This window comes from Gilliamella sp. Occ3-1 (genome assembly GCF_001690655.1).
In the GTDB taxonomy this organism is placed as follows: domain Bacteria; phylum Pseudomonadota; class Gammaproteobacteria; order Enterobacterales; family Orbaceae; genus Gilliamella; species Gilliamella apicola_P.
This window is the reverse complement of sequence record NZ_LZHQ01000022.1, coordinates 73170-86941: the sequence shown is the minus strand read 5'-3', so window position 1 is coordinate 86941 and position 13772 is coordinate 73170. Positions and strand designations below refer to the sequence as shown.

General features: G+C 28.2%; 8 protein-coding genes and 1 pseudogene. 7 read left to right on the top strand and 2 right to left on the bottom strand.

Annotated features, from left to right (window positions below):
• From rfbB to msbA (A9G43_RS06320), 7 genes and pseudogenes are all read left to right on the top strand, one after another.
• Positions 1-1032: a dTDP-glucose 4,6-dehydratase gene (rfbB, locus tag A9G43_RS06355; protein WP_065607606.1), complete on the top strand. Its 1032-nt coding sequence runs from the start codon at positions 1-3 to the stop codon at positions 1030-1032.
• Positions 1033-1512: 480 nt separating this feature from the next.
• Positions 1513-2509 (top strand): annotated as a pseudogene (locus A9G43_RS06345) (integrase core domain-containing protein).
• 53 nt (positions 2510-2562) lie between these two features.
• The gene (locus A9G43_RS06340; protein ID WP_065607578.1) at positions 2563-4506 is read left to right on the top strand and encodes an HAD family hydrolase; all 1944 of its coding nucleotides are present in this window, start codon (positions 2563-2565) and stop codon (positions 4504-4506) included.
• A gap of 38 nt (positions 4507-4544) precedes the next feature.
• Entirely contained in the window at positions 4545-6866 is a 2322-nt protein-coding gene (locus A9G43_RS06335) for a glycosyltransferase family 8 protein (RefSeq protein ID WP_065607576.1), read from the top strand.
• A gap of 37 nt (positions 6867-6903) precedes the next feature.
• Entirely contained in the window at positions 6904-7980 is a 1077-nt protein-coding gene (locus A9G43_RS06330; protein WP_065607574.1) for a glycosyltransferase, read from the top strand.
• Positions 7981-8129: 149 nt separating this feature from the next.
• The gene (gene msbA / locus A9G43_RS06325; protein WP_065607573.1) at positions 8130-9866 is read left to right on the top strand and encodes a lipid A export permease/ATP-binding protein MsbA; all 1737 of its coding nucleotides are present in this window, start codon (positions 8130-8132) and stop codon (positions 9864-9866) included.
• A gap of 18 nt (positions 9867-9884) precedes the next feature.
• Positions 9885-11669, top strand: a complete 1785-nt coding sequence (gene msbA, locus A9G43_RS06320; RefSeq protein ID WP_065607571.1) for a lipid A export permease/ATP-binding protein MsbA — start codon at positions 9885-9887, stop codon at positions 11667-11669.
• Positions 11670-11673: 4 nt separating this feature from the next.
• Here msbA (A9G43_RS06320) and A9G43_RS06315 read toward each other — a convergent pair whose 3' ends face one another.
• Both A9G43_RS06315 and A9G43_RS06310 read right to left on the bottom strand, forming a co-directional pair.
• The gene (locus tag A9G43_RS06315) at positions 11674-12747 is read right to left on the bottom strand and encodes a glycosyltransferase family 2 protein (RefSeq protein WP_065607569.1); all 1074 of its coding nucleotides are present in this window, start codon (positions 12745-12747) and stop codon (positions 11674-11676) included.
• A 15-nt stretch (positions 12748-12762) separates the two neighbouring features.
• Complete coding sequence (locus tag A9G43_RS06310) at positions 12763-13740, bottom strand: glycosyltransferase family 8 protein (protein WP_065607567.1); 978 nt, start codon at positions 13738-13740, stop codon at positions 12763-12765.
• Positions 13741-13772: the final 32 nt, after the last annotated feature.

The window sequence follows — 13772 nt, the reverse complement described above, 5'->3', positions numbered from 1 at the left end:
TTGTTTAATAGCACTAAAAGAGTTTTAATAACAGGTGGAGCTGGATTTATTGGTTCTGCTGTCATTCGATATATTATCGAACATACTCAAGATCATGTCATTAATATTGATAAATTAACCTATGCTGCAAATTTAGACTCGCTAGCAATGGCTTCTAGCAGTGAAAGATATATTTTTAAACAAGTTGATATTTGTAATCGACAAGCATTGGATCTTGTATTTCAACAATATTACCCCGATGCAGTGATTCATTTAGCGGCTGAAAGCCATGTAGATAGTTCAATAACCAGTCCTATTGCTTTTATTGAAAGTAATATTATAGGAACTTTTACACTTTTAGAAGCTTCTCGAAATTATTGGAATAATTTGTCTGATGAGAATAGAGAGAAATTTCGTTTTATCCATGTATCAACTGATGAAGTTTATGGGGATCTAGGTAGTACGAAATCATTCTTTACTGAGGTAACACCGTATTCACCAAGTAGCCCTTATTCCGCTTCTAAAGCATCAAGTGATCATTTAGTTAAAGTATGGTATCGCACATATGGTTTACCAACTATTATAACACATAGTACCAATAATTATGGACCTTACCAGCATACTGAAAAACTGATTCCATCTGTAATTTTTAAGGCACTGACAGGCAAGCCCATATCCATTTATGGCAATGGTTTACAAATACGTGATTGGATATATGTAGAAGATAATGTCAAAGCTATATATTCTGTCTTAAAGAAAGGTAAAATTGGCGAGACTTATAATATTGGTGCAAATAGCGAATATACGAACTTAGATACAGTACAAATTATTTGCTCAATGATGGATGAACTTATTCCAAAACACCCAAATAGAATCAAACGATATCAAGATTTAATTCAATTTATATCTGATAGACCTGGCCATGATTATCGATATGCTATCGATTCATCGAAAATTCAAAAACAGTTAGGCTGGAAGCCACAAGAAAAGTTTGAAAGTGGATTGCGAAAAACTATTGAATGGTATTTAAATAATATAGAAACTCAAGGATAATTTATGTTACTTAATATATCAATTTTTGTGTCAGTCTATAATAATGTAGAAAAATATTTACGACGGGGTTTTGAATAGCGTGGTTATTTTAGCAATATAAGAATTAAATCTTATAATCCATTAATCAACAATATTACCAAAACTGCAAAATGATAGAGGCGATTTTTGTCCATTTTTTGTGAGCAATAGATGACGAAAGCATTCGGATATGATATATTCGAAAAATATTTATTATTAATTTACTAATTTGCAACATAATCTAATTATGTCATTCATAAATAATCCAATTCTATAAAATAGTTCTTAAATTATTTTTATTTGTTGTATTAATAAATAAGCATTATATAAGTTCAGCGTATCTAAGTCTTAATGTTACTTTGGTATAATAAAATATTTTAGCTATTTGATCTATCAAATAAAGTTAATTCCATGACTTAAATGAGGTTTTCAGTAGAATTAACCCAAAAAAGAGAACTCATTATGAGAGAACGACTCGCAGAAGAACGAATCATAAAAGCGATTAAATGTCATGGAACTGGTGATAAGTTTAGCTACCTAAATCGAGAATTGATGATTTCAACTGGTACAGTTTATACTAGGTTTAGTAAATATCTAGGGCTTGAAGTAAATTAGGTAAAACGATTAAAAGGATTTGAATTAGAAAATAACAAATTGAAACCCTCTTGCTGAATGAGTGCTGGAAATTGAAGCTACAAAGGACATATTTAGCAAAAATATAGTGATTATTGCTCAGCATCGGTGAATTGTAACTAATTGATAATTTTAAATTGTCAGAACGATGAAATTGTTATTTGTTTAAATTGAGTTGAAGGGTCTCTCATTTTCAACTTGAACCTAAACCAAAGTCAAATTACAGGCTAATAGTCCGTTTAAAAGAGCTTGCTAGTCAGTATCCTAGAAATGGTTATTTAATGTTACATGACTTATTAAAATCAGAAGGACTTGTTAAATTAAAAAAACAAACTTATTGGTTATTATTGGTAATAAAAAACCTAAGTTAAAACAAAAATAGAGACAAGATTCATCATCAAAGAGTGCCATTATTATTACCTTTAAGTGTAAATGGAATATGGTCCATGGATTTCGTTTCCGATTAACTTAACTCCCTAACCATCGTCGATTTAAAGTATTGAATGTTGGTAGATGATTTCTCGTGAGAATTTATAGGTTAACTGATTTTAATCAGTGGTCAACAAATTGCTAGATTTCTAAATCATTTGATAAAAATAAGGAGTAAACCTCAATTTTATTCAATCAGGAAAACCGATGCAAAATACGTTTGTTGAAAGTTTAAATAGCAAATTCCGAAATGGATATCTAAATCAGCATTGGTTTAGATGTTTAGCTGGAACGTGCTATAAAATTGATAAATGGCGTGAACACTATAACCACGTTCGCCCTCCATAGTGTATTAAATTATTTGTCGCTGGTTGAATATGCTAAACAAGTGGCTTAGTATAATTAGTCTCATTTAAGCAGTGGAACTGTCATTGGGGAAAGGTCATATTTATGTTAGAAAAAATAAAATTTTTAATAGATAAGCATGAAATAATTTCATTTGATATTTTTGATACACTATTGGTAAGAATCTATGCAAATCCTACTAATTTATTTTTGCATATGGAAAAATTATATAATATACAAGGCTTTTCTAAAGCAAGAATTGCGGCTGAATCCAATGCTAGAATGCACAGCCTTGAAGAAGAAGTAACATTAGATCAAATATATAAAGAACTTCCAGCCTATTTTCAACCTTTTAAAGATAAAGAGATAGAGTTGGAAATAGCTTGTTTAAAAGTAAATCATGAAATATACCAAGCCTATGAATATGCATTAAATAAAAACAAGAAGATAATTATAACTTCAGATATGTATTTGCCGAAGAATATATTAATAAATATATTACATAAAAATGGTTATGATAAATATAATCATTTTTACTTATCTTGTGATTTATTATTAACAAAACATAAAGGTACGCTTTACCAATTAATATTAAATGACTTAGAAATATCTAATTCCAATACTATTTTACATATAGGGGATAATTATTATTCTGATTACGAAAAGGCGGTAGAAAAAGGAATAGATGCTTATCATTATAAAAAAGCACTAAATCAGTTATTTGAAAGTAATATACGTACAAAGATGTATTATGAACAAAATCCTAATGATGTAGGTACTTCAATATTACTTGGACTGCTTGCGTACAATTACTTAAAATTACAAAAAAATTATTGGAAAGATTTTGGTTATAACTATGCAGGTCCATCAGTATTTTCTTATGTTTATTGGTTAAAAAAATCTTTTGAAAAAGACAATATAAATAATGCACTTTTTGTTGCAAGAGATGGCTTTTCGCTAAAAAAAGTATTCGATTTAATGAATCAAAATGAAATTAAATCAAGCTATATTTACGCACCTAGGGTTTTAAGTACATTGTTTTATTTGGATTTTCAGCAGAATAAATACATTGATCCTAATGAAAAGTTCTCCGCGGTTAAAAACATTTTATCGCATTATAAACATAGAGATAGTATTTTAGAATTAGAAACACCTGATATCACTAATACAGAGGAGGGGGTTGATTTTATTGAAAAGCATATTGATATTTATAAGCAATTGGCAGAGGAAGATGCAAAATCTTATAAAGATTATATAGAAAATTTAGAATTAAAAGAAAATGTTGCCATTATTGATACTTGTTCAATTAATTTATCATCACAAAGGTTGATTGAAAAAATAGTTGGTAAACAGCTTCACGGATATTATTTTTTATTGCAGGCTAATGAAAATAGGAATATTAATTTAACTGATTATATTTTAAGAGCTTACCGTGAAGATCCATTTTCATGGATAAAAGATTGGGATGTTATGGAGTTTTTTATGACATCACCTGAGCCTCCAATTAAAGATTTCAGAAATGGAAAACCTATCTACAAGAAACCAGATAAAAATGATAAAGTTAGAGCTAAAATTTATCCTATTCTTTCTGAAGGCATTATTGAATTTGCTCAAGATTTACTAACTTCTTTTCCAAATTATGATCCTTGTATAACATGGAAAAATATTTTTGATTGGATAAATATCTTTTGTACTGTTCCAACACCGCATGACAAAAAAAAGCTTTCTTGTATAAATCATGCATTTGATTTCAACCATGAGAAGTATGTTCCTATCTGTAAATATTGGTATAATTTTGAATATGAAGTTAATATCCATGTCAAAAATAAATGGAAAATTGGCAATAAAATAATTTTGAAAAAGTTTACTAAAAAAAATATATCTTTATATTCTTTTTTGGGAATACCTTTCTTAAAGATAAATAAAAAGAACAAAAATATAGATTATCATTTATTCAATATTATTCCTGTTTATAAAAGAAAGGAAAAGAAAATAAAAATGAAATATTACGCTTTTAATATACCTATTTTGACCATTAATAATAGATGATATCAATATTATAATTAAATGTTAGGGGAACATTGATTATGAAAAATAGTTATATAAATTTTGTTTTAACTGGCGACAATAATTATGTTGCTCCTCTTGGTGTTTGTATGACTTCTATTTTGCTTAACTTAGCGGACGATAGATGTGCTCGTTTTTTCGTATTTGTTGAAGGTTTTACAGATAATGATATGAAACGACTTGAAGATGTTAAAAAAGTTAGGCCATGTGAAGTTATATTTATTAACATGAAAAATTACACTCATCTTTTTTCGTGCATAGATACTAGTAAATTTGTTTTACAATACGTAAATCTTGTTGTTTATTATAGATTATTGATGCTAGATATACTTCCAGATGATGTAGATAAATGCTTTTATATCGATGGCGATATGATTATCGATACAGATCTTTCATCCTTGTATGATAAGTTTGATAATGAAAAAATAATGGGTGCTGTCGTTGAAATACTTGCAATGCAATATAGAGATAATATTTTAAAGCATTTCAAGGAATGGGCTGATTTAAAAAATTTTCAAAATAACCCATTAAAATACCCTTATTTTAATGCAGGTTTCTTTCTACTAAATGTTAAAAAGGCTAAAGAATTAAACTTGTTTAAGCAAGCTTTTACGTTTTTAGATAGACATCCAAATCCTCCATATGCAGATCAAGATACTTTAAATTATATTATAGGCCAAAAATATCCACATTTGTTAGAACACTTTCCCCCTGCTTATAATGTTTTTTGTGATATGCATCATGATATTGATTTATATTATGATGCTTTTTATGATAAAAAAGATATACAGGAGGCTTTTAACCATCCAAAAATTTATCATTATGGAGGAGCTAATAAACCTTGGATAAATAGAAAAGTCAGGTTTTTTTATTCAATATGGTGGAGATATTGTCATCTATCTCCATGGTCAGATTTGGCTGAACCTGATGCAGACGATACTGAAAACATTAATAATGCATCGAATTTAGATAATGTGGATAAATCCCAAAAATACAGAGATCCAAATAATATGTGTTTAACTTATAAGTTATTTGATTTAATTCCTGTGTTTAAAAAGAAAATTAAATATGGCGAGAAAAGGCTATACATTTTTGGTATACGATTTTTTTCAAGGAAGCAAATTACACCTTATTTAAAACATTATAGATTTTTAGGTATAAAATTTAAGAAGCTAAATATTCAAAAAATGTTTGAATTTAGAATTGAAGAGGCAAAAAATATAATGAGTAGGCATTTTCAAGATTTAAAAAATCAAACTTTTTGTCAATTTGACGAATCGAATAAAAAAATAGATTTTAGATTTAATGAATTAAATGAAAATGTTGATTATGCTTTACAATCGTTACGAAATGATTTTCTTTTACAATTTCATAACCTAAAGGATTTTGCAAGTGTAACTGATGAAGAGTATAAGTATTTTTTGGATTCAAAATTAGACAAATTAACAGACTTAATAAATGATATAAATGATAAAGTTAATAATGAGATTGATTATTTAGATTCGCAATTTGATAAAATAAAAAATGAAATAAATTTAAAATCGAAAGATAGTTTACAAAATTTAACTTTATCAAATAAAAAAATAAAAAAACTAATTAATACACTTTGGGATTCTAATTCAGAGAGCAAAGAGTACTTAAATGTCCAGATTCAGGATTTAAAGAAAAAAATAAATATTATTAATTCTGTATTTATTACTCATCAAGAAACTTTTCTACCATTTAAAAATATCTTTAACGGTAAAGATATTGCAATATTAGCTACAGGGCCCACATTGAATCATTATGAACCTATTCCTGGTGTAATACATATAGGCGTAAATAATGCATACAAATTTGAAAAAATTGAGTTGGATTTTTTATTTATTCAAGATATTTCAGGGTTACAAGATGAAATTTTGAAAATTAACGAGTATGCTCAAAATAGGTGTCAGAAGTTTTATGGTGATGTGTTATCAATGGAAACTTGTGCAATTCCTGAAAGCTATTTAATTAAATATGGAGCTAAACGTTATTATACGGGCGGGATGCATACTCCATTTGTAAGGGATATTTCTTCTTGTCTTTTGCCTGATTTCGGTTCCGTAGTCTTTGCCGCTTTAGCATTTGCATTGTACACTAATCCTAAGAAACTTTATTTGGTAGGATGTGATTGCAGTGACACAGGTTATTTTGATAATAATAAAAACTTAATATCCTCTTCTTTGAAAGGTGATTTACCAAATATATTGAAGGGATGGCAAAATTTTAAATCATTTGCAAACCATCTTTATCCTAACACCGAGATAATTTCTATTAATCCTGTAGGCTTAAAAGGATTATTTGAAGATATAGAGGTATAATGATGCTTTATTTATTTACATAATTTATATTGAATATATGGCTTTTTCCCCAATACTTACTATTATTATACCTGTATATAATACAGCTAATTATTTAAAAAGATGTTTGGATAGTGTCATCAATCAATCTTTTCAAGACATTGAGATTATTTGTATTAATGATGGTTCTATTGATAATTCTTTACATATTTTAGAGGAATATCAAAAAAATGACGGTAGGATCAGAATTATCACAAAAAAAAACGAAGGCTTATCTATAGCTAGGAATATAGGTATTGTAAATGCTTTTGGAAAATATATTACTTTTGTTGATTCGGATGATTTTATTGAAATAAATACGTATGAACTAGCTTTGCAATATTTTACTTTTAATGATATAGACGTTGTTTATTTTTCAACTAACTTGGTATTTGAAAATTGTTTATCTAACATTGAACAAGAAAAATATTATAATCATAAGTACCATGGGATTACAAAACTGACACCTGATGTTTTAAAAAGTATGGATGTTTGTGCTTGGAATAAAATTTATAAACGCGAAATTATTGATAAGTATAATATTAAATTTCCTGAAGGATTACTATATGAAGATAATCCTTTTTTTTGGTCATATATGTTAGTGTCCAATAAAGTGTATTTTATGAAAGAAAAGCTTTATAACTATACGATTAGAGAAAATTCTATTATGGGATTAACTTCAAAAAGAAAACTAAAAATACTAGGTAAATGTAATAATGGGTTAGATAAATTATTATGTTTTGAATATCTTATGTGCTTTATTTTAAAATGGCACTTATTTCACAGAATAGAGCCAATTTTGTGTGGTTTATTTGAAAAGAATCTTTGGGATGGTCTTTACTATTCCTCTAAAAAAAGTAGAAAAAAGGTATTACAAAAGGCAACAGAATTAGTTGAAAAATTCAATTTGGCTGATATTTATTCTTCAGATAATTTTATAACTTCATTGTCACAAAGAAAATATTACAAAATTAGAAATATCAATTCTTTATTTTTAAATTTTTGGCAAAGAATATTAGGAGTCTGGAAAACAGATAAATATTACATAATATGTTTTTTTGGTATAAAAATTAAAGTTAGCAGAGTCAAGAATTAATAAAATGATCTACTTCACATATCTTATCTAAAATATAATAATTATTTATCGGTGGAAATATATGAATATAAAATTTCTTAATAAAACTAACGTGAACAAGTTCATTTATAGTATAATAATTATAAATATTACTAGTCACAGTATTTGTCATGTCTCCAAAATATAATTCTTATACTACTCTTAAACAGCTTTGGCCGTTTATCAAACCATATAGAAAAGCATTATTTATAGCTATTATTGGGCTATTATTGAATGCGGCAACTGATGCAACTTTAATATCCTTAACAAAACCATTACTTGATAGTGGGTTAATGGGGAAAAATTACGAATTATTGATTATAATCGCTGTGGCAATTATTGGATTGATTGCGTTGCGAGGTATTTCCAATTATGCTTCAACTTATTGCCTCTCTTGGCTGTCTGGTAAAGTAATTACTAATTTCAGACAGATGATATTTGATCATTTAGTAAAGAGTCCTGTCAGTTTTCATGATCAACAATCTGTTGGTGGACTTGTTTCTGTTATAACTTATAACACTCAAATGCTATCTAAGGCCTCCTCTGATGCTTTAATTATATTAATTCGTGAGATTGCTTATGCCATTGGATTGTGTATTGTTATGCTGTATGGTAGTTGGAAGCTAGCCTCAGTGCTTATTATTCTTGTACCATTGATTATATTTATTGCACAATTTATTGCAAAACGATTTCGTGACACTATAGCATCTATGCAGCAAGGTATGGGGCAAATATCGATTGCGAGCGATGAAATGTTAAAAGGTCACAAAGAAATTTTAATATTTAACGCAAAAAAATATGAGAAACGTAATTTTTATGATCTTAACAACGGTTTTCGTCGAGGTATGTTAAAAATCGAAATCATATCTAGATTATCAACACCTCTCATCCAGCTAGTTGCTACTTTGGGATTAGGTTTTGTATTGTATTTAGTAGCTAATCAAAGTTTAGATATTACACCGGGTTCTTTTACTGTTGTTTTTTCTGCTATGGTTGCTGTTATGCGTCCTTTGCGAGAATTGACTAGTTTACATGTAGAGTTACAAAAAGGATCAATGGCTTGCGAGTCGTTATTTGGTCTTCTGAATTCCCCTTTAGAAGATGATTCAGGGAATATTGTAGCTAATAAAATAAAAGGAAATATTGAATTTAAGCATGTAACATTCACCTATCCAACACGAAATACACCGGCTCTTAATGATATTTCTCTGAATATAGAAGCAGGGCAAACAATTGCTTTAGTTGGGCGTTCAGGAGCTGGTAAATCAACTATTGCAAGCCTTATTCCACGATTTTATGATGTTTCAAAAGGTGAAATTCTTTTAGATTCATTAAATATTAGAGAATATACATTAAAGTCATTACGACAACAAATTGGTTATGTCTCTCAACAAGTTCATTTGTTTAATGGGACTATTGCTGAAAATATCAGTTATGGTGAAAAGAATAAATATAGTCGAGAGAATATTATTCACGCTGCAAGGTTAGCAAATGCAATGGAGTTTATTGATAAATTAGAATTAGGTATAGATACAGAGATAGGAGATAATGGGATTCTTTTGTCTGGTGGTCAAAGACAAAGAATTGCAATTGCTCGTGTGCTTTTACGTAATAATCCTATATTAATTCTTGATGAGGCAACTTCAGCCTTAGATAATGAGTCAGAAAAACTTGTTCAAGAAGCTATTGAAATACTTCAGAAAGATAGAACATCAATTATAATTGCGCATCGTTTATCAACAATCGAAAAGGCAGATAGAATTTTAGTTGTTGATGATGGAAAGGTTGTTGAAGATGGAAACCATAAATCATTAATCAATTTAGACGGAATTTATGCACAAATGCATAAAATGCAATTTAACTCTTAATTTTTTAAATAATTACTAATGAAACAGAATATAAATCAAAATAACAAAGAAAAATATAATGAGATTGATAAAGATTCGTCAACTTGGAAAACTTTTTTAAAACTATTTCCTTATATCTTACGATATAAATTTGTTTTATTTTTATCAATAATTCTATTAATACTTAGCGCTTTTGCTGATACTTCTTTGATTGCATTATTACGCCCATTACTTGATCTGGGCTTTACCATGAATGATAAAGAATTTCTGTTCATGGCACCTATTTATATATTTAGTTTAGTGTTATTGCGTGGTGTTGCTAATTATGGTTATTCCGTTTTTCTGGCTTTTGTTTCAGGAAAAATTGTAATGAAAATTCGCCAAAAACTATTCGATCATTTTGTTGATGCTCCTGTCAGTTATTATGATAAAAACTCAACAGGTCGATTATTATCACGAATTATCTACGATACAGATCAAGTCGCCGCATCATCATCTGATGCCTTGATTACCATCATTCGTGAGTCTGCTTTCATTTGTGGTTTATTTTATACAATGTTTTACAATAGTTGGCAATTATCTTTATCTTTAATTATTATTACTCCAATAGTGATCGGACTTATTACTTTTATTTCTGTAAAATTTAGAAAGCTTGCAAAAAATATGCAAAACTCTATGGGTAATGTAACAATGTCTGTTGAACAAATGCTAAAAGGACATAGAGAAATCATTGTTTTTGGAGCTCAAGAAGAAGAATTAAAAAACTTCGAAAAAGTTAATAATAAATTTCGAAGAGATAGTATGAGGTTAACTTCTGTTTCTGCTTTATCTACACCTATTGTTCAATTAGTTATTTCTTTTGCGATAGCTTTTGTTTTAGTAACAGCTAGTGATCCTAATTTAAATATTACACCTGGTGAATTTACAGTTGTATTTTCCTCATTAATTGCACTAATGCAACCAATAAAAAATTTAACAAGTGTAAATGCAGGATTTCAAAAAGGAATGGCCGCTTGTCAGACATTATTTGCTATTTTAGAACAACCTATTGAAAATGATAAGGGAATAATCAATATTGACAGAGTTAAAGGTAGTGTCATTTTTAATAATGTTTCTTTTGGTTATGAAACAAGGCAAGATTTAGCTATACGGAATATTAATTTTACTATCCCAGCAGGAAAAACCGTTGCCTTGGTAGGTCGTTCTGGATCGGGGAAAACAACCATAGCTAGTTTATTAGCTAGATTTTATGATGTTTCTCAAGGTGAGATTCTAATAGATGGTTATAACATTCAAGATTTATCATTATATTGTTTACGTAATCAAATTGGGTTAGTTTCACAAAATGTTCATTTGTTTAACGATACAATAGCAAATAACATAGCTTATGGTCGAATCGGTGAATATTCAGAAGAACAAATTGAAGAAGCTGCAAAAAAGGCATATGCTTATGATTTTATTATGAATTTTAAGGATGGATTTAATACTAAGGTTGGAGAAAGTGGTATTTTATTGTCAGGGGGACAAAGACAAAGAATTTCTATTGCTAGAGCACTTTTAAGAAACAGTCCTATTTTGATTTTAGATGAAGCCACTTCAGCATTGGATACAGAATCGGAGCAGGTTATACAAAGAGCTTTAGAAGTCTTACAAAAAGGGAGAACTGCATTAGTGATCGCTCATAGATTATCTACAATTGAAAATGCTGACACTATTTTAGTAATAGATAATGGTCAAATTGTAGAGCAAGGATCGCATAATGAATTAATCCATAAACATGGTGGACTCTATAGAAATTTATACGATTTAAAAAATAAGTCTTAATACATTAAAATTGGCTCAAAGTAGAATAATAAAAATGCTCTTTATTAGTATTAATATATGGATGCTTTCTTGAAATAGCATATTTTAATAATACCAATTTTGTTCCTATAGAGCATTTATTTTTCTTAGAAAATTTGAATGTATAGCAAATATTTTGAATTATTCTTCTTTTATTGTTTTTATGCATTCGAATTGTAATCTTTAATAAACCTAATTCTTTTTTTATACTTTCCCTTTCTAAAGTTGAATAGTTATTGTTAGAATTTAGTAATAGTTCTAAATAGGTTTCGTTCATACGAAAAAAATAATTATTTTTGGCATTTGAGGATATAGGCAGTTTTTTGATTGTCTCAAAGCAATCTAATAGTACTTTTTTTAAAATACAAGTGTTATAATAATCAATATATTGGTTTGATAATGAAAAAAGGCGGTTTCGATGCATATAAGCTAATTTGTTCATGAAATAGCATGAAATTTGGGCATTTTTGAGTATCGTTAATGAAACTTTATGATCTTCATGTATTCTCCCTGTGAAATTTACTTTAAATAGACAACGTTTAAAAATATATAGCCATGTAACTCCTGAGTAATTTTCATTTTCTAACAAAAAATTTAATAAGTTAATACCAGTATTAAAATATTTTTTAGGGCTCGTAATGACCGATTGGGAAGCTGAAGATGGCAATTTTTTTTCATCTTTAAAAGATGTATAGTTAAAGTAAAATACTTCTAATTCTGGGGTGTGTTTTAGAGTAGATTGGAATTCGTGAAATAAGTTAATATTAACCATGTCATCTGAATCAACAAACATGACATATTCTTGAGAAGCAGCAGCTATACCTTTGTTTCGAGCTGCACTTACTCCCAAATTTGGTTGGGAAATTATTTTAATTTGACTATAAAGATTTGCATATCTGTTAAGTATATCTCCTGTGTTGTCCGTCGAACCATCATTTATACAAATTATTTCTTTAGGTAAACAACTTTGATTGACTAAAGAATCTAAGCAGCTATTGATGAATAGCTCAACATTATAACAAGGGATAATAACAGTAATATTTGCACTCTGCTTGTTCATAGTCAATTATTCCACTCACTTTTTCTTATAAAATTTATAAATTAAATATATGATATAATAATGAAAAGCTGATGCATATTTACATTGATTGATTAAATACTTTGCGTAGTTTCTAATTGATGAACTATTACCACTTAATGGAATTTTATCATCTTTCCATGGGGATTGTTGAAAAAAATATTTAAAAATTTCTGACTGGTAAACTTTATACCAAGGCTTATTTTGAGAAATGTAATGTAGAATAACAGTGTAAGGTTTTATCTCTTTCTCTTGGTGAGCATCAATAGAAATTTTTATTTTAGTATTAAATTTTATAGGTAATAAATAGGTTTTGTTTTCAAGTAAAATATTCAAAACATCTTGATCTGCAAATTTGTATATATTTCCATTATTAATTAACTCTAGTGCTTTTTCAGAAATATCTGCTTGACACCAAGCTTTAGTGTTGATTAGAAGAACGCCTGCATTAAAATACCTTTTTGAATCTAAACTATACATTTTGCTAACTGCTTCTTGCATATCATTAGTATCACTTACTACACCAGCGATACAATTTTCTATATTGTAATTAGCTAGTTTTTCTAGGGATTGTAAACAAATAGTGTCACTATCAAGATAAATTACTTTTTCAGTTATTGAATTTAGCAACTTAGGTATGATAAAACGAATACATGTTGATGCATTAGGAATATGTAAAACTAATGTTTTTGGATTTATTAAAAAATTATTATTTATTTTATAAGTGGTTATGGTAATTCTGTCACTGGCCAACTGTTTGAACTTTTCAATATTTGATTCTGTTACTTGATCAATAAATAGATGAAAATGCAAATTGAAATTTGGAGTGTTATTTATAACTGATGTGATAGTTATACCCGCAGGCAAAGCATAATTATTATCAAAGCCTAAAGCAATATGTAATGTTGAATAATTTAAATTAGATGCTTTAACAATGGTATTTATTGAAGCGATAAATTTTTGGGGATTATACATATTTGTAAAATATAAATAATTACTTTACTTTA

Coding starts and splice junctions, on each gene's coding strand:
- A9G43_RS06340 (WP_065607578.1), top strand. CDS start 2,563: ATGTTAGAAAAAATAAAATTTTTAATAGATAAGCATGAAATAATTTCA.
- A9G43_RS06335 (WP_065607576.1), top strand. CDS start 4,545: ATGAAAAATAGTTATATAAATTTTGTTTTAACTGGCGACAATAATTAT.
- A9G43_RS06330 (WP_065607574.1), top strand. CDS start 6,904: ATGGCTTTTTCCCCAATACTTACTATTATTATACCTGTATATAATACA.
- msbA (WP_065607573.1), top strand. CDS start 8,130: ATGTCTCCAAAATATAATTCTTATACTACTCTTAAACAGCTTTGGCCG.
- msbA (WP_065607571.1), top strand. CDS start 9,885: ATGAAACAGAATATAAATCAAAATAACAAAGAAAAATATAATGAGATT.
- A9G43_RS06315 (WP_065607569.1), bottom strand. CDS start 12,747: ATGAACAAGCAGAGTGCAAATATTACTGTTATTATCCCTTGTTATAAT.
- A9G43_RS06310 (WP_065607567.1), bottom strand. CDS start 13,740: ATGTATAATCCCCAAAAATTTATCGCTTCAATAAATACCATTGTTAAA.